Annotated in this window: 20 protein-coding genes; 11 read left to right on the top strand and 9 right to left on the bottom strand. The window is 62.8% G+C overall.

Annotated elements, in window-relative coordinates; all coding sequences use genetic code 11:
* The first annotated feature begins 46 nt into the window (after positions 1 to 46).
* Entirely contained in the window at positions 47 to 922 is an 876-nt protein-coding gene (locus tag AB4Z19_RS13685) for a transposase (protein WP_442023428.1), read from the top strand.
* Positions 923 to 972: 50 nt separating this feature from the next.
* Here AB4Z19_RS13685 and AB4Z19_RS13680 read toward each other — a convergent pair whose 3' ends face one another.
* From AB4Z19_RS13680 to AB4Z19_RS13670, 3 genes are read right to left on the bottom strand one after another with little or no spacing between them, the layout of a single operon-like run.
* Positions 973 to 1254 carry a hypothetical protein gene (locus AB4Z19_RS13680; RefSeq protein ID WP_442023430.1) on the bottom strand — a complete coding sequence of 94 codons (282 nt, stop codon included), beginning with the start codon at positions 1252 to 1254 and terminating at the stop codon, positions 973 to 975.
* 12 nt (positions 1255 to 1266) lie between these two features.
* Complete coding sequence (locus AB4Z19_RS13675) at positions 1267 to 1746, bottom strand: adenylyltransferase/cytidyltransferase family protein (RefSeq protein ID WP_442035440.1); 480 nt, start codon at positions 1744 to 1746, stop codon at positions 1267 to 1269.
* Positions 1747 to 1749: 3 nt separating this feature from the next.
* Positions 1750 to 2922, bottom strand: a complete 1173-nt coding sequence (locus tag AB4Z19_RS13670) for a PilT/PilU family type 4a pilus ATPase (RefSeq protein WP_442026788.1) — start codon at positions 2920 to 2922, stop codon at positions 1750 to 1752.
* A 98-nt stretch (positions 2923 to 3020) separates the two neighbouring features.
* Here AB4Z19_RS13670 and AB4Z19_RS13665 point away from each other — a divergent pair, with 98 nt between their 5' ends.
* The 3 genes from AB4Z19_RS13665 to AB4Z19_RS13655 are packed head-to-tail and all read left to right on the top strand — an operon-like array spanning position 3021 to position 5292.
* Positions 3021 to 3959: a hydrogen peroxide-inducible genes activator gene (locus AB4Z19_RS13665; RefSeq protein WP_442026790.1), complete on the top strand. Its 939-nt coding sequence runs from the start codon at positions 3021 to 3023 to the stop codon at positions 3957 to 3959.
* A gap of 36 nt (positions 3960 to 3995) precedes the next feature.
* The gene (gene ubiA / locus AB4Z19_RS13660; RefSeq protein ID WP_442026792.1) at positions 3996 to 4871 is read left to right on the top strand and encodes a 4-hydroxybenzoate octaprenyltransferase; all 876 of its coding nucleotides are present in this window, start codon (positions 3996 to 3998) and stop codon (positions 4869 to 4871) included.
* Positions 4872 to 4911: 40 nt separating this feature from the next.
* Entirely contained in the window at positions 4912 to 5292 is a 381-nt protein-coding gene (locus AB4Z19_RS13655; RefSeq protein ID WP_442026794.1) for a DUF883 family protein, read from the top strand.
* Positions 5293 to 5338: 46 nt separating this feature from the next.
* Here the strand turns inward: AB4Z19_RS13655 and proC are convergent, their stop codons facing one another.
* Entirely contained in the window at positions 5339 to 6175 is an 837-nt protein-coding gene (proC, locus tag AB4Z19_RS13650; protein ID WP_442026795.1) for a pyrroline-5-carboxylate reductase, read from the bottom strand.
* A 3-nt stretch (positions 6176 to 6178) separates the two neighbouring features.
* Complete coding sequence (locus AB4Z19_RS13645; RefSeq protein ID WP_442026797.1) at positions 6179 to 6886, bottom strand: YggS family pyridoxal phosphate-dependent enzyme; 708 nt, start codon at positions 6884 to 6886, stop codon at positions 6179 to 6181.
* Positions 6887 to 6923: 37 nt separating this feature from the next.
* On the opposite strand from AB4Z19_RS13645, the gene AB4Z19_RS13640 reads away from it, so the two are divergent.
* The 6 genes from AB4Z19_RS13640 (at position 6924) to AB4Z19_RS13615 (ending at position 16486) form a co-directional block, all read left to right on the top strand.
* The gene (locus AB4Z19_RS13640; protein ID WP_442035439.1) at positions 6924 to 7967 is read left to right on the top strand and encodes a type IV pilus twitching motility protein PilT; all 1044 of its coding nucleotides are present in this window, start codon (positions 6924 to 6926) and stop codon (positions 7965 to 7967) included.
* 5 nt (positions 7968 to 7972) lie between these two features.
* Positions 7973 to 9109 carry a PilT/PilU family type 4a pilus ATPase gene (locus AB4Z19_RS13635; RefSeq protein ID WP_442035438.1) on the top strand — a complete coding sequence of 379 codons (1137 nt, stop codon included), beginning with the start codon at positions 7973 to 7975 and terminating at the stop codon, positions 9107 to 9109.
* The gene (locus AB4Z19_RS13630; RefSeq protein ID WP_442035437.1) at positions 9109 to 9594 is read left to right on the top strand and encodes a glutathione peroxidase; all 486 of its coding nucleotides are present in this window, start codon (positions 9109 to 9111) and stop codon (positions 9592 to 9594) included. Before AB4Z19_RS13635 ends, AB4Z19_RS13630 begins: the two co-directional genes overlap by 1 nt.
* A gap of 60 nt (positions 9595 to 9654) precedes the next feature.
* A complete protein-coding gene (locus tag AB4Z19_RS13625; RefSeq protein WP_442035436.1) occupies positions 9655 to 12987 on the top strand; it encodes an MHYT domain-containing protein in 3333 nt (1110 codons plus the stop codon).
* A complete protein-coding gene (locus AB4Z19_RS13620) occupies positions 12984 to 13979 on the top strand; it encodes an HD domain-containing phosphohydrolase (protein WP_442027059.1) in 996 nt (331 codons plus the stop codon). Before AB4Z19_RS13625 ends, AB4Z19_RS13620 begins: the two co-directional genes overlap by 4 nt.
* A 122-nt stretch (positions 13980 to 14101) precedes the next feature.
* Entirely contained in the window at positions 14102 to 16486 is a 2385-nt protein-coding gene (locus tag AB4Z19_RS13615; RefSeq protein ID WP_442027058.1) for a putative bifunctional diguanylate cyclase/phosphodiesterase, read from the top strand.
* Here AB4Z19_RS13615 and glcF read toward each other — a convergent pair.
* The 3 genes from glcF to AB4Z19_RS13600 are packed head-to-tail and all read right to left on the bottom strand — an operon-like array spanning position 16476 to position 20432.
* Positions 16476 to 17717, bottom strand: coding sequence for a glycolate oxidase subunit GlcF (glcF, locus tag AB4Z19_RS13610; protein ID WP_442035435.1), 1242 nt, complete (start codon positions 17715 to 17717; stop codon positions 16476 to 16478). The two genes, AB4Z19_RS13615 and glcF, sit on opposite strands and share 11 nt — an antisense overlap.
* A gap of 3 nt (positions 17718 to 17720) precedes the next feature.
* Positions 17721 to 18932, bottom strand: coding sequence for a glycolate oxidase subunit GlcE (gene glcE, locus AB4Z19_RS13605; protein ID WP_442026333.1), 1212 nt, complete (start codon positions 18930 to 18932; stop codon positions 17721 to 17723).
* 9 nt (positions 18933 to 18941) lie between these two features.
* Positions 18942 to 20432 carry an FAD-linked oxidase C-terminal domain-containing protein gene (locus AB4Z19_RS13600; protein WP_442035434.1) on the bottom strand — a complete coding sequence of 497 codons (1491 nt, stop codon included), beginning with the start codon at positions 20430 to 20432 and terminating at the stop codon, positions 18942 to 18944.
* A 128-nt stretch (positions 20433 to 20560) separates the two neighbouring features.
* Here AB4Z19_RS13600 and AB4Z19_RS13595 point away from each other — a divergent pair, with 128 nt between their 5' ends.
* Complete coding sequence (locus AB4Z19_RS13595) at positions 20561 to 21115, top strand: cob(I)yrinic acid a,c-diamide adenosyltransferase (protein WP_442026330.1); 555 nt, start codon at positions 20561 to 20563, stop codon at positions 21113 to 21115.
* On the opposite strand, the gene AB4Z19_RS13590 is transcribed toward AB4Z19_RS13595, so the two are convergent.
* Positions 21112 to 22014: a LysR substrate-binding domain-containing protein gene (locus AB4Z19_RS13590; protein ID WP_442026329.1), complete on the bottom strand. Its 903-nt coding sequence runs from the start codon at positions 22012 to 22014 to the stop codon at positions 21112 to 21114. The two genes, AB4Z19_RS13595 and AB4Z19_RS13590, sit on opposite strands and share 4 nt — an antisense overlap.
* Between the last annotated feature and the right edge of the window lie 40 nt (positions 22015 to 22054).

Genomic DNA, 22054 nt, shown 5'->3' with positions numbered 1-22054 from the left:
TGCGCCGAATCAAGATCGCTTGCTTCCGCCCGGCTAGTCTGAAGCAATGACCCGTCCCCTTCGCATCCAATTCGCCGGCGCGATTTATCACGTGACCTCACGTGGAACGCGCCGCTCCGTCATCTACCTGGACAGTCGCGACTACTACATTTGGCAGGACTTGCTCGGCCAGACCGCCTATCGCTACAACTTTGCAGTCCACGCCTTTTGCCAGATGCCCAACCATTTTCATCTGCTACTCACAACCGCCGACGCCAACCTCGCGCAAGGCATGCGCCACCTGAACAGCAGTTACGCGCAGGCCTTCAATTTTCGGCACAAGCTGTGCGGTCCACTGCTTCAAGGACGCTATCATGCTGTATTGATCGAGCATCAGTCCCAGTTGCTTGAAGTGGCGCGCTACGTAGTTCTGAATCCTGTACGTGCGCAGCTGGTCAGTACGGAGTCCAAGTGGCACTGGAGCAGTCACCATTACATGATTGGGCGGCGGCCCTCACCGCGATGGTTGCAATCGGAATGGCTACTGGCACAGTTTGGTTCACGTACGCACGCCGCGCGTCGCGCTTATGCACGATTCGTCAGACAGGGGTACGGGCAATCCGACCCATTACGACTAGCGCGCGCGGATCTGGTGTTTGGTCGCACGCCCTATCAATTCGGCACAAATCCGCATGACCCCGGCCTCGCGGGCACGTCTATGCATGCCCGGCGAACGCTGGCGCATACGCTGCATGAGTATGGACGTTTGTATCCAGTGCGAAATGAGGCGATGGCGCGTGCCTATGCTTCCACCGCCTATTCAATGCAGGATATCGCCGCGCATTTCGGGGTGTCGTATAAGACGGTAAGCAGAGCCGTACGTCAATGGGAGCAGCGCATTGCCGAAAAATGTCCGAATGTCGGATCTGACCCCAAGGTTTGACCCCAAGGTTTGACCCCAAGGTTTAGACCCCAAGGTTTAGACCCCAAGGTTTAGTCGGCGGGCCAGACGAAGCCGATGTGCTTGCGCTCCAGGCCCGACATCACCACCTTCACAAATCGGTTCGGGATATAGAACTCGGCTTCGAACTCGGCGCCGTCTTCTTTATTGCGGCATTCCACCACCGCATGGAAGAACGCCCGGTCCGGCGTGGCCTCCTTGCAGTACAGGTATTTGCCCGCCGGCCCGTCGCTCCAGTAATCGCGAAGGGCCATCTCCAGTTCGGCCATGCCCTCTTCCGTGAGCAGGATGCCGAAAATCCGCGCGCTTGCCATATGTCCTCCAGGTCAGGTGAACATGCGCACCTTCGCCAGCAGCTTGGTGGTCGAACGGTCATGTTCGAAATCGATGGCGACAGCCTTGCCGCCATATGCCAGCACCGCCTTCCCTTCCGGGATGGCCGTCATATCATAGTCGCCGCCCTTGGCGTAAATCTCGGGACGCGCTTCCAGCACTGCCTCCAGCGCCGTATCCTCGTCGAACGGCACCACCAGCGACACCGACTCCAGCGCCGCCAGCAGCGCCATGCGGTCGTCGCAGCTATTCAGCGGACGATCGTCGCCCTTGCCCAGGCGCTTCACCGACGCATCCGTGTTCGCCGCCACCACCAGCGAAGCGCCCAGCTCGCGCGCCTGCGCCAGATAAGTCACATGCCCGCGGTGCAGGATGTCGAACACCCCATTGGTCATCACCACCGGCTTCGGCAGGGCCGCCACGCGCGCGGCCAGTTCGGTGCGCGTGCACATTTTGTCTTCAAACTTCGGCATTGCTTATTCTTCTTCCTCTTCTTCGTCCACCTGCATGCTCAATTCGCCCGGACGCCCACCGGGGCCGCCATCTTCGGGACCTTTGCCACTGAGCTTGATCTGCAGGCGCAGTTGGTTCGCGGAGTCCGCATTGCGCAGGGCCTCTTCGTAGGCGATGTAGCCCTTATTATAGAGTTCGTACAGCGCCTGGTCGAAGGTGCACATGCCCAGTTCGCGCGACTTGTGCATGATTTCCTTGATCGCGTGGAAGTTCCCCTTGAAGATCATCTCGGAGATGGTCGGCGTATTCAGCAGGATTTCAATCGCGGCCTTGCGCCCCTTGCCGTCCTGGGTGCGGATCAGGCGCTGCGATACGATCGCGCGCAGGTTGGAGGACAAGTCCATCAGCAACTGGTTGCGCCGCTCCTCCGGGAAGAAGTTGATGATGCGGTCCATGGTCTGGTTGGCGTTATTCGCGTGCAGGGTACCCAGGCACAGGTGGCCCGTCTCCGCAAACGCGATCGCGTGCTCCATGGTTTCGGTGTCGCGGATCTCGCCGATCAGGATCACATCCGGTGCCTGGCGCAGGGTGTTCTTCAGCGCGTGGTGCCAGCTCAGAGTATCGACGCCCACTTCGCGGTGCGTGATCAGGCAGCCCTTATTTTTATGGACGTATTCGACCGGGTCTTCCACCGTGATGATGTGGCCAGCCGAGTTGGCATTGCGGTAGTCGATCATCGCCGCCAGCGTGGTCGATTTGCCGGAGCCCGTGCCGCCCACCACCAGCACCAGTCCGCGCTTGGTCATCACGACTTCTTTCAGCACTTCCGGCAGATCGAGCTTTTCGAAGTTGGGAATTTCGGAGGCGATGGTACGGATCACCATGCCCACCGCCTGCTGCTGAACGAAGACGTTGACGCGGAAGCGGCATACGTCCGGCAGCGAAATGGCGAAATTGCATTCCAGCTCAGTTTCGAACTCGCGCCGCTGCTTCTCGTTCATGATGGCGTAGGCCAGCGCACGGGTGACGTCGGGCGTCAGCCTTTGCTGGCTGAGTGGCCGCATCGCGCCCTGCGACTTGATACTAGGCGGAAAATCGGCTGAAATGAATAGATCGGAGCCGCCGACCTGGTGCATGGCCTTCAACAGCTTGTGGATGTAGCTTTGGGCTTCTTCGTGCCCGAGAATGGATGACATGCGTGCACCTCGCTAGTACGTTTGTGGGACATTATAGCCAGACCCTATCACCGTAACCGAGCATTGCATATAGGCATCGCCTGTGTTCAAATGAGTCCATGACCCTCACCGAACTTAAATACATCGTCGCTGTTGCGCGGGCGAAACACTTCGGACATGCGGCTGAGGCCTGTTTTGTCGCCCAGCCGACGCTGTCGGTCGCCATCAAGAAGCTCGAAGACGAGTTGGGCGTCGTATTGTTCGAGCGCGGAGGCGCCGAGATTTCCGTGACGCCGCTGGGTGCCCAGATCGTGGCCCAGGCCGAGCGCGTGCTGGAGCAGACCGCCGCCATCAAGGAGCTGGCCAAGCAGAACAAGGACCCGCTGGCCGGTCCGCTGCGCCTCGGCGTGATTTACACCATTGGCCCTTATCTGCTGCCGCCGCTGGTCAAGGCCATGATCGATAACACCCCGCAGATGCCGCTGGTGCTGCAGGAGAATTTCACCGTCAAGCTGCTGGAGATGCTGCGCCAGGGTGAGCTGGATGCGGCCATCATGGCGCTGCCCCTGCCGGAACACGGCATGGCCGTGCAGCCGCTGTATGACGAGCCCTTTGTCGTGGCCATGCCGCGCAACCATCCATGGGCTTCGCGCGACCGCATTCCGGCCGAGGATCTGAAACAGGAAACCATGCTCCTGCTGGGGAATGGCCACTGCTTCCGCGATCAGGTGCTGGAAGTCTGCCCGGAAATGGCGCGCTTCTCCACGCCGGGCAATGGCATGCAGCGTACTTTTGAAGGCTCGTCGCTGGAAACCATCCGCCATATGGTCGCCAGCGGTATCGGCCTGACCGTGCTGCCCCGCGCGTCCGTACCGGATATGGAAGGCAAGGACAGCATGCTGGCTTTCCGCTATTTCGATGATCCGGAGCCGACGCGCCGCGTGGTCATCGTCTGGCGCAAGAGTTTCACCCGCAAGGCGGCGATCGACGCCGTGGTGCAGGCCGTGGCCCAGTGCAAGCTGCCGGGGGTCATCACGCTCAACGGGCACGCGGAGTAAAATACCGGGCTATCGTCACTGATAACCGAGATTTCCGTGCAAGCCACTGCCCAGCCACTCAGCCGCCTCCAACTGTATTTTCGCCTGGTCCGCCTGGACAAGCCCATCGGCACCGTGCTGCTGCTGTGGCCGACCTTGGGCGCACTGTGGCTGGCTTCGGGCGGCGTGCCGGACCTGCGCCTGCTGCTGATCTTTGTGCTGGGCACTTTCCTGATGCGCTCGGCAGGCTGCGCCGTCAACGACTACGCTGACCAGGATTTCGACCGACATGTGAAGCGCACGGCTGAGCGCCCGATCACCAGCGGCCGCATCTCCGGCAAGGAAGCGCTGACGATTGCGGCAGTGCTGGCCATCGTGTCCTTCATGCTGATCCTGCCGCTGAATACGCTGGTCAAGCAGCTGTCGGTGGCTGCAGTGATCATTGCCGGCACTTATCCCTACTTCAAGCGCTTTTTCGCGATTCCACAGGCTTATCTGGGTATCGCTTTTGGTTTCGGCATTCCAATGTCTTATGCCGCCGTGCAGAATTCCGTGCCGGGCTGGGCATGGCTTCTTGTGCTGGGCAATGTATTCTGGTCCGTCGCCTACGACACTGAATACGCGATGGTTGACCGCGACGACGACCTGAAAATCGGCATCAAGACTTCCGCGATCACGTTCGGCCGCTTCGACGTGGCGGCAATCATGCTCTGCTATGCCGGTCAGATCGGCATCTGGATCGCCACCGGCCTGCATTATGGCCTGGGCTGGCCTTTCACCCTGGGCGTGGCCATTGCTACGGGCTGTGCCGTTTATCACTACTTCCTGATCCGTGGGCGCGAGCGTGCGCCTTGCTTTGCCGCGTTCCGCCACAATAACTACCTGGGCGCAGCCGTGTTTGCCGGAATTGCATTGGACTACGCCCTGCGTTGATTAAACTCACCTGTGTGCTGTTCACTTAGACGAGGCGATCATGGACCAAACACCCCAATCCACTCCTAAGCCCAACGGCGGCGGCATGGCCAATGGCAGTACCCATTCCCATAGCGCCGAAAACGCGGAAGCCCGCGAGCGCCTGATGCAAGACCTGAAGCACGCCATCCAGGACGCCGAGCAATGGCTGCGCGGCGCGGCCTCGGCCGGCACGGACGACCTCAATATGGTCAAGGCCAAATTCGAGGACACCCTGCGCACGGCCAAGAAAGACCTGCACAAGCTGGAAGATTCGATGCTCGCCAAAGGCAAGATGGCGGCCGAAGCGACCAACGTCTATGTGCGCGACAATCCCTGGAAGTCCGTCACCATCGGCGCAGCCATCGGCATTGCATTAGGCGTGATCATCGCCCGCAAGTAATGCACGAAGCATCGGCCTGCGACGCCTGGTCTGACGAGCCGCGAGCTTAGTCAGCGGCGCCGAGCTGTTCGCCGAGTTCCTTGCCGCGGGCGGCGGCGGCGTGCAGGGCTTTCACGATGGCGGGCTTCACGCCGCTGTCTTCCATGCTGGTCAGCGCGGCGTAAGTGGTGCCGCCTTTGGACGTCACGCGCTCGCGCAACACCGACACGGAATCAGGCGATTGCGCGGCCAGCTGGGCGGCGCCGGTGAAGGTGGCAATGGCCAGCTGGGTGCCCTGCTCCGCCGTCAGTCCCATTTCAAGGGCGGCCTGCTGCATCGCTTCAATGAAGTAGAACACATAGGCCGGGCCGCTGCCTGAAACGGCGGTCACCGGGTCGATCAGGGATTCATTGTCCAGCCACACGGTGGTGCCGACGGCCTTCATGATCTGGTCCGCTGCGTCGCGCTGCTGCGCCGTCACGCCGGACGATGCCACCATGCCCGTCACGCCCATGCCGATCAGCGCCGGCGTATTCGGCATGGTGCGCACGATAGCGCTGTAGCCACCCAGCCAGCGCGACAGGTCCGCCGCGCGGATGCCTGCTGCAATCGACAGCACCAGCGGCGTGCGTCCCCCCTGCTGCGCGGCCTGCAGCTGCGGCAACACCTGCGCCACCACGTCGCGCATCACTTGCGGCTTCACCGCCAGCACGATCACTTCAGCGCTGGCCACTTCCGCACCGGCTGTCGCCGCCACGGTCACGCCGTACTCTCGCGTCAGCTTTTCCAGCGAGGCCGGATTCGGGTCCACCACATGAATATTGGCGCCGGGCGTCAGCTTGCCGGCCAGGCCTGCGATCAGTGCCGCGGCCATATTGCCGCCACCGATGAAAGCGATCTTCATTATTTATCCTTGGTTGTACTGGCGTGCGCCGAAGATGGCGCTGCCAACGCGAACAATGGTCGCGCCTTCCATGATGGCAGCGCGCATATCGGCCGACATGCCCATCGATAGCGTGTCGAGTTCAATGCCGTCCGCGCGCAGCGTGTCGTACAGTTCGCGCAGCACGCGGAAGGCCGCGCGCTGCTTGTCGAAATCGTCTTCCGGTTCGGGAATGGACATCAGTCCACGCAGCTTCAATCGCGGCAGGCCTGCAATGGAGCGTGCCAATGCCGCCACATCTTGCGGCGCCATGCCGCTTTTGCTGGCTTCACCGCTGGTATTAACTTGCAAACAGACTTGCAAAGGATGCAGCGCCTCGGGACGCTGCTCGTTCAAACGCACCGCAATCTTTTCGCGCTCGATGGTGTGCACCCAATCGAAGTTCTCGGCAATCGGTTTGGTCTTGTTACTTTGAATGGGACCGATGAAGTGCCACTCAAGCGGCGTGCAACCACGGGCTTTCGCGACCGCTGCAATTTTCTCGACGCCTTCCTGCACATAGTTCTCGCCGAACGCACGCTGTCCCGCGATCACCGCTTCGACCACGGCTTCAGGTCCAAAAGTCTTGGAGACGGCCAGTAACTGCACGCTGTCTGCAGGCCGTCCAGCCTGCGAAACTGCTTCCGCGATTGTTTTCGTGACAACTTGCAAGTTCTGAGCGATTGTGGACATAATCAGACGAGGGTTTTCCTAGGCTCAGGGATTATAAATGGACATTTCCGAACTACTCGCATTCTCCGTCAAGAACAAAGCTTCCGACTTGCACCTCTCGGCTGGTTTGCCGCCGATGATTCGTGTGCACGGCGATGTACGCCGCATCAATCTGCCCCCGCTCGAACACAAAGATGTCYACGGCATGATCTATGACATCATGAACGACGGCCAGCGCAAGGCGTATGAAGAAATGCTGGAGTGCGATTTTTCGTTTGCCATTCCCGGCCTCGCACGCTTCCGCGTCAATGCCTACAACCAGGAGCGTGGCGCATCGGCCGTGCTGCGTACCATTCCTTCCAAGATCCTGAGTCTGGAAGAATTGAACGCGCCGAAGATCTTCGCCGAATTTGCGCTGAAGCCACGTGGGCTGGTACTGGTGACCGGACCGACCGGCTCGGGCAAGTCGACCACGCTGGCGGCGATGGTGAACCACCTCAACGAAAACGAGTATGGCCACATCCTGACCATCGAAGACCCGATCGAATTCGTGCACGAATCGAAGAAGTGCCTGATCAACCAGCGCGAAGTCGGCCCGCACACGCTGTCCTTCAACAACGCGCTGCGCTCGGCGCTGCGTGAAGACCCGGATGCGATCCTGGTCGGTGAATTGCGTGACCTGGAAACCATTCGCCTGGCGCTGTCGGCCGCGGAAACCGGCCACCTGGTGTTCGGCACCCTGCACACTTCGTCCGCTGCCAAGACCATCGACCGTATCATCGACGTCTTCCCTGCGGAAGAAAAAGAGATGGTGCGCGCGATGCTGTCCGAATCGCTGCAAGCGGTGATTTCGCAGTCCCTGTTGAAAACCAAGGATGGCTCCGGCCGTGTGGCCGCACACGAAATCATGGTGGGCACGCCGGCAATCCGTAACCTGATCCGCGAAGCGAAGATCGCGCAGATGTATTCCGCGATCCRGACCGGCAGCAACGTCGGCATGCAGACGCTGGACCAGAACCTGACTGAACTCGTCCGCCGTAATGTGATTTCCTCCGCTGCCGCCCGTTCGGCTGCCAAGATCCCCGATAACTTCCCCGGCTAATCCACATGGAACGCGACCAGGCTTCAAAATTCATGTTCGACCTGCTGCGCCTGATGGTCAGCAAAAAGGGCTCGGACCTCTTTATCACCGCAGGCTTCCCGCCCGCCATCAAGATCGACGGCAAGATGACGCCCGTGTCGGCCCAGCCGCTCTCGCCATCGCACACCGCCGATCTGGCGCGTTCGATCATGAACGACAAGCAGACTGCGATGTTCGAGCAGACCAAGGAAGCGAACTTCGCGATCAGCCCCGGCGACCTCGGACGCTTCCGTGTCTCGGCCTTCGTGCAAATGAGTTCCGTGGGCATGGTGCTGCGTACCATTAACTCCGCGATTCCGAAGCTGGACGATCTCGGCCTGCCGGAAGTGCTGAAAGATGTGGTGATGTCCAAGCGCGGCCTGGTGATCATGGTCGGCGCGACCGGTTCCGGTAAGTCGACCACGCTGGCGGCCATGGTGGGTTACCGCAACGAGAACAGCCACGGCCACATCATCACGATTGAAGACCCGGTGGAATTCGTCCACCCGCACAGGAACTGCATCATCACCCAGCGCGAAGTGGGCGTGGACACCGACGATTGGGAAATCGCACTGAAGAACACCCTGCGCCAGGCGCCGGACGTGATCCAGATCGGCGAGATCCGAGACCGCCAGACCATGGACCACGCGATTGCGTTTGCCGAAACCGGCCACCTGTGCCTGGCCACCCTGCACGCCAACTCGGCCAACCAGGCGCTGGACCGTATCATCAACTTCTTCCCTGAAGAACGCCGCCAGCAGCTGCTGATGGACTTGTCCCTCAATCTGAAGGGCATGATTTCCCAGCGCCTGATTCCGTTGAAGGACGCCAAAGGGCGCGCCGTCGCGATCGAAATCATGCTTAACTCTCCACTGATCTCCGACCTGATCTTTAAAGGCCAGGTACATGAGATCAAGGAACTGATGAAGAAGTCGCGCGAACTGGGCATGCAGACGTTCGACCAATCCCTGTTCGATCTGTTTGAAGCCGACAAGATCAGCTACGAAGATGCACTGCGCAACGCGGACTCGGTCAACGACCTGCGCCTGGCCATCAAACTCGAAGGCAAGGCCGCCAAGACGCGCGATCTGGCCGCCGGTACTGAACATTTGGGGATCGTCTAATGGCCACCGTTCATGATTTTCAAGCTAGCAGCCTGGCCGGCCATCCGACCGACCTGGCGCAGTACAAGGGCAAGGTGCTGCTGGTCGTGAACACCGCCAGCCAGTGCGGTTTCACGCCGCAGTACAAGGGCCTGGAAGAGCTGCACCAGAAATTTGGTGGCCGCGGTTTCGAAGTGCTGGGTTTCCCCTGCAATCAGTTCGGCGCGCAGGAACCGGGCAATGCGGACGACATCAGCAGCTTCTGTGAACGCAATTACGGCGTCAGCTTCCCCATGTTCGCCAAGATCGAAGTCAATGGCGACGACGCGCATCCGCTGTACAAGCATCTGAAACAGGCCGCGCCCGGGCTGCTGGGCACGCAGGGCATCAAGTGGAACTTCACCAAGTTCCTGATTCGCAAAGACGGCACGGTGTACGACCGCTACGCGCCAACGACCAAGCCGGAAGAACTGGCCGCGGACATTGAGAAGCTGCTCGCAGAATAAGGCCCACACCGGGCAGCCGAACCGGGGCGGCGCCTTCCCCGGAGGACTACGCAGGCCAGCATGGACATGACAACACTGTCGCAGCTGTTTTCGCCGCCTGGCGACCCGGCCCTGCTTACTTACGGCATCTACAATCCGTGGCTGGTTGTGCTATCCGTGGTGGTAGCCAGCTTCTCGTCATGGATGGGCTTACAGATGGCGGGCCAGAGCGCGCGCGCCGTCAATCCAAAACTGCGTAACGCGGCCCTGCTGACGGGCAGCCTGGCGCTCGGCAGCGGCGTGTGGGCCATGCACTTCATCGGCATGCTGGCCTTCAATCTCTGTACGCCGGTTTCCTACGATCCCCTGATTACGGTCATCTCCATGCTGCCCAGCATGGCCGCCTCCTGGGTGGCGCTGTCGCTGCTGGGCCGCCAGCACATGAGCTGGGGGCGCTTGCTGGAAGGCGGTGTGCTGGTCGGTGCCGGCATCGGCGCCATGCATTACAGCGGCATGGCCGCGATGCGCAGCGCCCTGGTGCTGCGTTACGATCCGTGGATTTTCGGTTTATCCATCGTGGTAGCGGTCGCATTGGCCACGCTGTCGCTGTGGGTGCGCTATGGCTTGCGCGGTCTGCGCGGCCATCTCAGCGACCGCACGCTGACGCTGATTGCAGGTGTGATCATGGGCTGCGCGATCGCAGGCATGCACTACACCGGCATGGCGGCGGCGCGCTTTGTCGGCCGCGTCCCGATTGATCCGGCCAGCGGCATCGCCAATGCCAATTTCCTCTCCTTTGCCATTACGCTGACCACGGCGCTGTTCGCGTCCCTGGTGCTGTCCTTTAACTGGCTGCTGCGCTACCGCGCCCTGTTCCGCCAATTGAGCCAGACCGCATCCTGGATGCATACCATGCTGGAGACGGCGGTGGATGGCGTCATCACCATGCAGGCCGATGGCACCATCCGCGACTTCAACGCTGCCGGTGAGCGCATCTTCGGCTGGAAACGGCAGGAAGTCATCGGCCGCAATATCCGCCTGCTGATTGCAGGGCCTGTGATGCAAAGCGCCCCGGAAACACTGGGCCTGCATAAAGGCGGCGGCCACGTGCCGATCCGCACCGCATACGGCAATGCCTTGCTGGCCGATGAGCAGATCTACGTCTGCTTCGTGACCGACATCAGCCAGCAAAAGAAAATGGAAGAACAGCTGCGCGACAGCGAGCGCCAGTTCCGCTCTCTGATCGGCAATATCCCCGGCATCTCCTACCGCAGCCTGATGCTGCCGGGCTGGCCGATGGTGTATGTCAGCGATGCAATCGAGCCGCTGACGGGCTACCCTGCTGCCGACTTCACGGGCACCCCGCCGCTGCGCGTGTTCGGCGACCTGATTCATCCGGATGACCATGCCCAGGTGGCCGAAGGGCTGCGCCGTGCCATCGAACAGAAAACCTCCTTCACCCTGGAGTACCGGCTGTGCCACCACGACGGCAGCATCCGCTGGATGTGGGAGAACGGCAGCGCGGTGACGGATGAACGGGGCAAGGTCCTGTGCCTGGACGGTGTAATTCTCGACATCAGCGGCCGCCGCCGCATGGAAGAGGATCTGCGCCAGGCCAAGGAGAAGGCCGAGCAGGCCGCCGCCGCGCGCGCGGCCTTCCTGGCCAATATGAGCCACGAAATCCGCACGCCGATGAATTCCATCCTCGGCTTTACCGACGTGCTATTGCAGGGCACCCTGACCGCCGTCCAGCGCCGCCATCTCGACACCGTGCGCAACGCGGGCCGCTCCCTGCTGCGTCTCCTGAATGAAGTGCTCGATACGGCCAAGCTGGATAAGGGCGCAGTGGAACTGGAGCTGCACGATTACAGCCTGCTGGCGCTGATCGACGAGCTGTCCTCCAGCATGGGCAGCAACGCCACCGCCAAAGGTCTTTCCCTGGCCGTGCACTACGATCCGGAAGTGCCGGGCACCCTGCATGGCGACGAGCTGCGCGTGCGACAGGTGCTGACCAACCTGCTGGGTAATGCCGTCAAGTTCACTTCGCGGGGCCGCGTCAGCCTGCGCGTCACGCGCGAACAGAATAAAGGCCGCGACGAAGTGCATATCGCCGTCAGCGATACCGGCATTGGCATTCCGGCGGACCGCATCAGCGCCATCTTCGATCCTTTCACGCAGGCCGATGCTTCGATGAGCCGGCGCTATGGTGGCACAGGCCTTGGAACCACCATCAGCAAGCAGCTGGTGGAGCTGATGGGTGGCCGCATCTGGGTCGAAAGCGTGGAAGGCGAAGGCAGCACCTTCCATGTCGTGCTGCCCCTGATGCTGGCACGCAGCGAAGCGCCGCGCCGTCCCGGCCAGCCGGTGCAGCTGCCGCCCTTGCGCATCCTGGCCGCCGATGATGTACCGCAAAACCTGGAAGTGCTGCTTCTGCTACTGTCCAAGCTCGGACACAGCGTAACGGGCGCCAGCGACGGTGCTGTGGCTTTACACTTGGCGTCCGAAGCCCAGTTCGACCTGGTGCTGATGGATGTGCAGATGCCCGGCATGGATGGACTGGAAGCCACGCGCCAGCTGCGCAAGGCGGAACAACAGACCGGCCGCCGCCGCACGCCTGTCATCGCCATGACGGCCAGCGTGCTGGATCGCGACCGGGAAGCGACAGCGGAGGCAGGGATGGACGGCTTTACCAGCAAGCCGGTCGACATCGTCGGCCTCACCGTAGAAATTGCGCGCGTGCTGGGCCACACGACCGATACGCGCCCGGACAGCGCCGCCGCGCACGCTCCGCCGCAAGCCCAGGTACTGAACGCCGTGCACGGCCTGCAACTGTGGACCGGCCATGAACAAGCCTATTTGCGTGCTCTGGGCGTGTTCGCCGCCGATAACGCCAATGCCGCTGGCGAACTGACTACGGCCGCCGCATCCGGCCGCCACGCCGCGGGCCGCATGCGCGCCCACCAGATCCGCGGCGCCGCCGCCAATCTGGGCATGGAACAACTGGCGCAGGTGCTGGCCAAGCTGGAAGATGCGCTGGCCAACGAAGACCGCACCGCGCTGCCCGCCCTGCTCGACCTGGCGTCGGACTGCCTGGCCGATGCACTGGCCGCCGCACGCAGGGCCGCGGACGGTGCGGATAATGCGGAGAGCACTGGCAGCGCGCCCGGCGTTTCCGCCGCGCCGGACAGTGACCTGCTGCGCCGCCTGGGCGTAAAGCTGAAGCGCTCCCTGGACAACGGCAGCTTCGACCAGCAAGCCATGACCGAATTGACCGAAGCGTTACGCGGTAATGCAGCGCCGTCCCGCCTGGCCGACCTGCAACGCGCGATTGACGATTTCGATTTCGCCGGCGCCCAGGGACAGCTGGAAACCCTGCTGGCCGACTATCTGCCAAGCGATGGAGGCGCATCATGAAAACGCTCAGGCGCCGCCAGCCCTGCGTGCTGGCAGTGGATGATGAAAGCACCAACCTGCACCTGCTGCGCACCATTCTGCAGGACCGCTACCACATGCTGTTTGCCAAGGATGGACCGCGCGCCATCGAGCTGGCACGCAAAGAGCGCCCGGACCTGATCCTGCTCGACGTGATGATGCCGGACATGACCGGCTATGAAGTGGCGCGCGAGCTGAAGGCCGATCCGTCCACCGCTGGCATCCCCATTATTTTCGTCACCGCGCTGACCGATCCCGGCGCCGAAGTGGATGGCTTCGAAGCGGGCGCCGTCGATTTCATCAGCAAGCCAATCATACCGGCTGTGGTGAAAGCGCGCGTGCAGCTGCACCTGTCGCTGGTGCGCATGGACGAACTGCGCGACACGCGGCTGCAGATCGTGCAGCGCCTCGGCCTGGCCGCCGAGTACAAGGACAACGAGACCGGCCTGCACGTGATCCGCATGAGCCACTATGCCAAGCTGCTGGGCGAAGCCTATGGGCTGGACGAGCACGAGGCCGACGACCTGTTCATCGCGGCTCCCATGCACGACATCGGCAAGATCGGCATCCCCGACCGCATCCTGCAAAAGCCGGCCAAGCTGGAACAGGACGAATGGGCCGTGATGCAGACCCACCCCACCATTGGCGCCAGCATCATCGGCGAACACGAAAGCGGCATGCTGAAGGTGGCGCACGAGGTGGCGCTGTGCCACCACGAAAAATGGGATGGCAGCGGCTACCCGCGCGGGCTGCAGGGAGAAGCCATTCCGATGGCCGGGCGCATCGTCGCCGTGGCCGATGTCTTCGATGCCCTGACTTCCGTGCGCCCCTACAAACCCGCCTGGCCGCTGGAAGAAGCCTGCGAATGGATGCGCGAGCAGCGCGGCCGTCACTTCCAGCCCGAACTGGTGGACCTCTTCCTCGAACGCCTGCCGCAGGTTATCGAAATCATGGAGCGCTGGGCTGAGCGCTGAAACCGGTTTCATTATTTCTACAAAGTATTAAGATTTGCAGTTATTATTTGTGATATTGTCAACGTGACTATCACTCCTGGTAATTCTCTGTGCTACGCAGACTGCTCACAACGTGGCTTCGGATGGGGACGTACGCGCGCCTCTTCATCCCTATTTTCCTGCTGATCGCGCTGGTGGTCGCGGTGCGCTATACGCTGATGGTCCACTCGGAATCGGCCAATGCGCGCAGCAGCTTTGAGCGCGACGCGCGCCAGACCGCTGCCGCTTTGGCGGCCTCGCTGGACCCACTGGCCGCGCGCGGCGACCAAGCCGGCGTGGCACGCCTGCTCGCGCAAGCACCGCACATGAATGAGGACCTGGCGCAAGTACGCTGGGAGGATGCCGGCGGCCGCGTCCTGGTCCAAGCCTCCTCTGCCCCCGACGCAGTGCGCGCAGCCTCGCCTGCATGGCTGGCTGGCCTGGCACATATTGAACGCCTGACGCTGCGGCGTGAGACAACCGCAGGCACGCTGGTGCTGTCCTTCCGCCCCGATCTGCCGCTGGCCCATGTGTGGCAATCGCTGCGCCAGCAAGCCACGCTGTCCGCCATCAATATCGCCCTGATCTACACCCTGCTTGGTCTGCTCATTTTCATCAACCACCGCATGCTGCGCCGCCTTGCCAATGCCACCAGCTCCTTCCAGGACGGCCAGCTGAACGTGCGCCTGCCGGTGCGCGGCAGCCTGGAAGCGCGGGCCATGGCCGTCACCTTCAACGATATGGCAGGCCGCGTGCAGGAACTGGTGAATAGCCTGCAGGGCGAGAAGGAACGCATTGCCGTGACGCTGAATTCGATCGGCGATGCGGTGGCTACCACCAGCCTCTCCGGGCGCATCGAAGCCATGAATCCGGCGGCGGAGCGGCTAACCGGCTTGTCCGAGGCCGAGGCACAGGGCCTGGAATTGCACACCGTATTCGACATGGCCAATCAATTCGGCCCACAGCTGCTGCAGCGCGCCGCATCCGCTGCCTGCCGCGGCGGCGAAGTGCGCAAGATGGGCGGCCAGCAGCTGCGCGACCGTAACGGACGCCAGCGCGATGTGGAATACACGGCGGCCCCAATCCGCGCTGAGGGCGCAGTACAAGGCGCGGTGCTGGTGTTCCGCGACGTCAGTGAAAACCTGCACCTGATGCAGCGCATCTCCTGGCAAAGCCAGCACGATATTCTCACCGGCCTGCCCAACCGCACCGCGCTGGCAGTGCGCTTCGAGCATGAGATGTCGGCAGCGCGCGACAGCGGTGCAGTAATGGCGGTGTGCCTGTTCGACCTGGACGATTTCAGCCGCATCAATGCAGCGGGCGGCCAGGCGCTGGGCGACGAGGTGCTGAAGCAGGCCGCCAGCCGCCTGCACGATTTCAGCGGCCAGCGCCACTATGTCGCGCGTCTCGGTGGCGACGAATTCGTCATGCTGCTGCCGCAATTGCCCGATCAGGCCGGTGCGGAGGAACGCCTGCGCGGCGTGCTGTCCGCGCTGCAGCGCAGTTATGTCTGCGGCGGCCAGACGGTGGATCTGTCGGCCTGCGTGGGCGTGGCTTTGTTCAGCGGCGGCGACATCAGCGCGGACGGTTTGCTGCGCCGCGCCGATCAGGCTTTGTATCAGGCCAAGCTGCAAGGCCGTGGCAAAGTCCACTTCTTTGATGCGCGCCAGGACGAACAGGTACGCACCCATCACAACCGCCGCGCCGAAGTGCGCGCGGCCTTGCACAAGGGTGAGCTGTGCCTGCATTACCAGCCCAAGGTGGACATGCGCGCCGGCCGCGTGATCGGCATGGAAGCGCTGCTGCGCTGGCGCCATGCGGAGCGCGGCATCATCGGCCCGCTGGAGTTCCTGCCCTTCGTCGAGCACACGGACCTGATCGCCGATATCGGCGAATGGGTGTTACGCGACGCGCTGCGCCAGCTGGCTGCCTGGCACGCGCAGGGCCATGTGTGGACGGTCAGCGTGAATATCGCGGCGCGCCATTTCCAGCGCGACGATTTCACCGAAAGGCTGCGGGCGATTCTGGACGAATGCCCGGATGCGCCGCCGCAGCTGCTGGAGCTGGAAGTGCTGGAGTCCTCTGCCCTGCACGATGTGGAACACGTGCGCGGCATCATGCGCGATTGCCAGGCGCTGGGCATCCGCTTTGCACTGGACGATTTCGGCACCGGCTATGCGTCCATGTCCTACCTGAAGCGCTTGCCCGCCGAGACGCTGAAGATCGACCAGAGCTTCGTGCGCAATATGCTGTCCGATCCGGATGATCTGCATCTGGTGCGGGCTGTGATCAGCCTGGCCCAGGCTTTCGGACGTCAGGCCATCGCCGAAGGCATCGAGACAGTCGAACACGGCGCGGCCCTGCTGCAACTGGGCTGCTCGCTGGCGCAGGGCTACGGCACCGCGCGTCCCATGCCGCCGGAAGCAGTCGGCGCCTGGGCCGCCGCTTACGTGGCGCCGGCCGAGTGGCGCCGCAGCGTTACGGTATAAGCGCGCGCTCTACCAGTTCAATCCAATGCTCGACCGGTGTGCCGGTGCCGGACTGCAGGTGGGTCAGACAGCCGATATTGGCGGACACAATGCGCTGCGCACCTGTGGCTTCCAGATTGGCTACTTTGCGGTCGCGCAGCTCGCGCGATAGTTCCGGCTGCAGCATCGAATAAGTCCCCGCGGAGCCGCAGCACAGGTGCGCGTCGGCGCACAGGCGCACGTCCACGCCGATCGCACGCAGCAGAGATTCAACCTTGCCGCGGATTTGCTGGCCGTGCTGCAGCGTGCACGGTGGATGCCAGGCGACCGGCTCGGACACCGTCCGCCGCGCATCGACGCGCTGCGCGATCTGCTCCGTGAACTCGGGCAGCACTTCGCTCAGGTCGCGCGTCAGCGCCGAAATGCGCGCTGCCTTGTCCGCATAGGCCGGATCGTGGGCCAGCAGATGGCCATATTGCTTGACCGTGACGCCGCAGCCGGAGGCAGTCATGAGAATCGCTTCGACAGGCGCCGCGCTGCCGCTCACGTACGGCCACCACGCATCGATATTGCGGCGCATATCATCCAGGCCGCCATCCTGGTCGTTCATATGGAAGCGCAGCGCGCCGCAGCAGCCTGCACGCGGCGCCACGATCAGTTGCACGCCCAGCGCATCCAGCACGCGCGCGGTGGAGGCGTTGATATTCGGCGCCAGTCCCGGTTGCACGCAGCCGTCCAGCACCAGCATCTTGCGCGCATGCTCGCGTGCCGGCCAGGCACCTGCGCTGCGCATGGGCGGGATCTTGTCCTGCAGGTCCTTCGACAGCAGCGGCTTGAATACCTGGCCCGCGCGCAACGCCGGCGTGAACAGCCATTTGCGCGGCAAAGCTTCTTTCAGCACATAACGCTTCACACGGTCGACCACGGGACGCTGCACGCGCTGCTCGACGATCTTGCGGCCGATGTCGGCCAGTCGGCCATACTGCACGCCGGACGGGCATGTCGATTCGCAGTTTCGACAGGTCAGGCAGCGGTCCAGGTGCAGCTGGGTTTTCTCGGTGACCGGCGCGCCTTCCAGCACTTGCTTGATCAGATAAATGCGTCCACGCGGACCATCCAGCTCGTCCCCCAGCAGCTGGTAGGTCGGGCAGGTGGCGGTACAGAAACCGCAGTGCACGCAGGCACGCAGGATCGCCTCGGCCTCGTCGCCCTCGCGCGTGTTCTTGATGAAATCAGCCAGATTGGTTTGCATAACTCAGTACATGCGGCCAGGATTGAAAATGCCGGACGGATCAAACCCCGCCTTCAGCCGCTCATGAATTCTCGCCAGCGCCGGCTGCAGCGGATGGAACACCGCGACATCACCGCGCGCCTCTCCCGCCGGTGCCGAAGTCACATCGGCAGGCGTCCCACGACGATACAGCGTCGCGTGGCCACCTGCCGCCGCGACAGTACGCCGAATCGCGTCCGCGGTGGCGGACATATCGCCTTCTGCCGGCACGCGCAGCCAGCGCTGGGCGCCGCCCCACTCGATCAGCTGCTCGCCGCGCAGGATGATCGCGCTGGCGGCGGGCGGCACGGACAGGCGCCACAGGTCGCCGCCGGCGGCCACACTGGCGCCGCCCCGTGCCGCGACGAGGGCATCGGTGTCGCCCCCGCCGCGCAGCATGTCGTCACCAGGCGACGCGGTGGTTGCGCCGGAAGCCGTGGGCGTAAAGAAGGGACCGGCCTGGTCACGCAGAGCGGTCCAGAAGGCGTCAGCGTTCGACAGCTGCTCGCCGCCCAGCTTTTGCAAGGCCGCGCGAATGGCGGCATCGGCGCCGGACAGGCGAACGGTCAGCACGCCGGCGCGCCAGCAACTGGCCGAAATCGGCAGCGGCTGCCCCGCCCACGCGTTAATGCGCGCCAGGGCCGTGATCTCGTCCATCTCAAAGCGAATAGTCTCTTCGCGGAACGGCATCGGCAAAACCTTGAGCGACACTTCCGTAATCAGCCCCAAAGTACCAAACGATCCCGCCAGCAGCCGCGAAACATCGTAGCCCGCGACATTCTTCATGACCTGCCCGCCAAAGTTCAGCAGTTCGCCGCGGCCATCCATCAGCTGCGCGCCCAACACGAAATCGCGCACCGCGCCAGCAGTGGCACGGCGCGGGCCGGACAAGCCCGCAGCCACCACACCGCCAATCGTCGACGCCGCCCCAAAACGCGGCGGTTCAAACGCCAGCATCTGACGCTGCCCGGCGAGCAATGCCTCGACCTCGGCAAGCGGCGTCCCGCAGCGAACCGTAATCACCAACTCCGTCGGCTCATAATCGACCACGCCACTGTAGGCCCGCGTGTCGAGCACCGAACCGCGCGGCGCCTCGCCGTACCAATCCTTCGTGCCACCGCCGCGAATGCACAGCGCAGTGCCCGACGCCGAAGCGCCCTTCACCTGCTCACGAAACTGTTCAAGAATTGCTTGCATCATCACCCATCAGAATCGCGGCAGACCCGCATGTGGCAAGCGGCCGCCGGAAACGTGCATCTTGCCGAACTCCGCGCAGCGGTTCAGCGTCGGAATTGCCTTGTTCGGATTCAGCAGCGCCTGCGGATCGAAAGCCCCCTTCACCGCATGAAATGCCGCCAGCTCCGCAGGAGCAAACTGCACGCACATCGAATCGATCTTCTCGATGCCCACACCATGCTCGCCCGTGATCGTGCCACCCACTTCCACGCACAGCGCCAGAATTTCCGCGCCAAACGCCTCGGCGCGCTGCAGCTCGTCCGGCTGGTTCGCATCGAACAGAATCAGGGGATGCAGGTTCCCGTCACCGGCATGGAACACGTTCGCGCAACGCAGCCCGTACTTGCGCTCCATCTCCGCAATACCGACCAGCACGCGCGCCAGATGGATGCGCGGGATGGTGCCGTCCATGCAGTAATAGTCCGGTGAAATGCGCCCCGCTGCCGGGAAGGCATTCTTGCGGCCTGACCAGAATTTCAGGCGCTCGGACTCGCTGGTCGAAACCTGTATGCGGCTGGCGCCCGCAGCTTCCAGCACGCCCGACATGCGCACAATTTCCTCTTCCACTTCTTCGGCCGTGCCATCTGCCTCGCACAGCAGAATGGCCGCAGCATCCGTGTCGTAGCCAGCGCGCACAAAAGGTTCGACCATGCGCACCGAAGTCTGGTCCATCATCTCCAGGCCGGCCGGTATGATGCCTGCCGCGATGACGTCGGCCACCGCGCTGCAGCTCTTCACCACTTCGTCGAACGACGCCATGATCACGCGCGCTACAGCGGGCTTGGGCACCAGCTTCACCGTGACTTCAGTGACGATGCCCAGCATGCCTTCCGACCCAACGAAGGCCGCCAGCAAGTCCAGTCCCGGCGCATCCAGCGCCTCACTGCCCAGCTCCACTACATCGCCTTCAATGGTCGCCATCCGCACCCGCAGCACGTTGTGCACGGTCAGGCCGTACTTCAGGCAATGCACGCCACCCGAATTCTCGGCCACATTGCCGCCAATGGTGCAGGCGATCTGCGAGGAAGGATCGGGCGCGTAATACAATCCGAAGGGTTCGGCCGCCTCGGAAATAGCGAGGTTGCGCACGCCCGGCTGCACCACCGCAGTGCGCGAGGTCGCGTCCATGCGCACGATGCGGTTCATGCGCGCGGTGGACAGCACGACGCCGTCCGCAATCGGCATGGCGCCGCCGGACAAGCCAGTGCCCGCGCCGCGCGGCACGATCGGCACATGCATATCTCGGCAGACTTTCAGGACTGCGACAACCTGTGCCTCGTCCTGCGGCAGCACAACCACCATGGGCGGCTGTCGGTAAGCGGACAGGCCATCGCACTCATAAGGCCGCGTGTCCTCCAATTCGGACAGCACGCAGCCCGCGGGCAGCGCCGCGTTCAAGGCGGCGGCCACGGCGCGCTGTCGCTCAGCGCTGAATGCAGGCTCGTTGGAAGCTGGGGTCATGTTTTCTTGGTCTGGAGCCTTGTTTAGTACAGATTGTAGGGGCAAATAGCCCCGCACCGGCGAAATCCCCGCCCAACCACTGGTAATTTGTCGTATCCTCGCTGTCGTTAAGACTAAGGATTTTTACCATGGGTAATCGACTTTCTAAAATCGCCACCCGCACCGGCGACAAGGGCACCACCGGCCTGGGTGACGGCACCCGCGTGGACAAAGACAGCGTGCGCATTCACGCCATCGGCGAGGTGGATGAGCTGAATTCGAACATCGGCCTGCTGCTGTGCGAAGACATGCCGGATGAGATGCGCGAAGAGCTGGTGATGATCCAGCACGACCTGTTCGACCTGGGCGGAGAGCTGTGCATCCCCGGTTACCAGATGATCAAGGACGAGCATGTGGAGCGTCTGGACGGTCTGCTGGAAAAATACAACGCCACGCTGCCGGCGCTGACGGAGTTCATTCTGCCGGCCGGTTCGCGCGCCGCGTCGCAAGCCCATATCTGCCGCACCGTATGCCGCCGCGCCGAACGTGCGATTGTCACGCTGGGCAAGGCGGAAACCATTCACGATCATCCACGCCAGTACGTGAACCGTTTGTCGGACCTGATGTTCGTGCTGTCACGCGTGCTGAACCGTTTTGCAGGCGGCAGCGATGTGCTGTGGCGCCACGACCGCAAGCGTGGCTAAGTAGTAAATCCCGGCAGCGTCGCCAGGCGCTGTTGGATAAAGTCTATGAACAGGCGGGCGCGCAGCGGCTGGTAACGGCGCGAGGGATAGAGCAGATGCACTTCCTGCGCGTCGCCCTGCCAGGCGCGCAGCACGTGTTTCAGTTTGCGTGCTTCCAGCAGGTCGTGCACCAGCCATGCAGGACACAGGCCGATGCCTGCCCCCATTGTGAGACTGTCCCTGATGGCCAGTGCGTTGTTGACGCGGTAGCGGCCATGCGTGCGCACCGTGACGGTTTGTTCGCCCTTGCGTAGCGTGACATCGTCGCCGGTACTCAGCCAGGCGAACCGGATGTAGTCGTGCTGTTGCAGATCCTGCGGCTGGCCAGGCGTGCCGTGCGCCTTCAGATAGGCGGGCGACGCAACCAGATAGCGCGGCGAGACGGCGACTCTGCGCGCGATGGCATTGGGCGGCAGATCGCTGCCAAGACGCAGTGCCACGTCCACGCCCTCTTCCACCAGATCGGCCATACGGTCGTTCAGAACCAGTTCGATTTCCATCCCCGGATAGTCGCGCAGGAATTCCTGCACGATGGCGTTCAGGCGGAATTGCCCCAGCGCGACGGGGGCGTTCACGCGCAACAGCCCGGTGGCGTTGGCCGTATCGCCGCGCACGTCGGCCACGGCTTCTTCGTACTCCTCCAGGATGCCTTTGGCGCGCTCATAGAATCGTCTGCCCTGCACTGTCGGCGACAGGCTGGCCGTATTTCGCTCCAGCAGACGCACGCCGAGGTCTTCTTCCAGCGCAGCCACAATTTTGCTGACCGTCGGCTGAGTGGTGTTCTGTTCGCGCGCGACGGCGGACAGGCTGCCCAGTTCGACGGCACGCACGAAGTAGTGGAGGGAGCGGATGGTATCCATGTCTCTCATTCTACATTGGAATGAGCTTTAGTCGTTTTTA

Origin of the sequence: Pseudoduganella sp. RAF19 (assembly GCF_052114165.1) — a bacterium.
Lineage (GTDB): Bacteria > Pseudomonadota > Gammaproteobacteria > Burkholderiales > Burkholderiaceae_D > Rugamonas.
This window is presented reverse-complemented; position numbering and strand designations above follow the sequence as displayed.

Coding starts and splice junctions, on each gene's coding strand:
- AB4Z19_RS13590 (WP_442026329.1), bottom strand. CDS start 22,014: ATGGATACCATCCGCTCCCTCCACTACTTCGTGCGTGCCGTCGAACTG.
- AB4Z19_RS13665 (WP_442026790.1), top strand. CDS start 3,021: ATGACCCTCACCGAACTTAAATACATCGTCGCTGTTGCGCGGGCGAAA.
- AB4Z19_RS13675 (WP_442035440.1), bottom strand. CDS start 1,746: ATGCCGAAGTTTGAAGACAAAATGTGCACGCGCACCGAACTGGCCGCG.
- AB4Z19_RS13635 (WP_442035438.1), top strand. CDS start 7,973: ATGGAACGCGACCAGGCTTCAAAATTCATGTTCGACCTGCTGCGCCTG.
- AB4Z19_RS13645 (WP_442026797.1), bottom strand. CDS start 6,886: ATGTCCACAATCGCTCAGAACTTGCAAGTTGTCACGAAAACAATCGCG.
- AB4Z19_RS13685 (WP_442023428.1), top strand. CDS start 47: ATGACCCGTCCCCTTCGCATCCAATTCGCCGGCGCGATTTATCACGTG.
- AB4Z19_RS13655 (WP_442026794.1), top strand. CDS start 4,912: ATGGACCAAACACCCCAATCCACTCCTAAGCCCAACGGCGGCGGCATG.
- AB4Z19_RS13620 (WP_442027059.1), top strand. CDS start 12,984: ATGAAAACGCTCAGGCGCCGCCAGCCCTGCGTGCTGGCAGTGGATGAT.
- proC (WP_442026795.1), bottom strand. CDS start 6,175: ATGAAGATCGCTTTCATCGGTGGCGGCAATATGGCCGCGGCACTGATC.
- AB4Z19_RS13680 (WP_442023430.1), bottom strand. CDS start 1,254: ATGGCAAGCGCGCGGATTTTCGGCATCCTGCTCACGGAAGAGGGCATG.
- AB4Z19_RS13630 (WP_442035437.1), top strand. CDS start 9,109: ATGGCCACCGTTCATGATTTTCAAGCTAGCAGCCTGGCCGGCCATCCG.
- AB4Z19_RS13600 (WP_442035434.1), bottom strand. CDS start 20,432: ATGACCCCAGCTTCCAACGAGCCTGCATTCAGCGCTGAGCGACAGCGC.
- AB4Z19_RS13625 (WP_442035436.1), top strand. CDS start 9,655: ATGGACATGACAACACTGTCGCAGCTGTTTTCGCCGCCTGGCGACCCG.
- glcE (WP_442026333.1), bottom strand. CDS start 18,932: ATGCAAGCAATTCTTGAACAGTTTCGTGAGCAGGTGAAGGGCGCTTCG.
- glcF (WP_442035435.1), bottom strand. CDS start 17,717: ATGCAAACCAATCTGGCTGATTTCATCAAGAACACGCGCGAGGGCGAC.
- AB4Z19_RS13670 (WP_442026788.1), bottom strand. CDS start 2,922: ATGTCATCCATTCTCGGGCACGAAGAAGCCCAAAGCTACATCCACAAG.
- AB4Z19_RS13595 (WP_442026330.1), top strand. CDS start 20,561: ATGGGTAATCGACTTTCTAAAATCGCCACCCGCACCGGCGACAAGGGC.
- AB4Z19_RS13615 (WP_442027058.1), top strand. CDS start 14,102: ATGGGGACGTACGCGCGCCTCTTCATCCCTATTTTCCTGCTGATCGCG.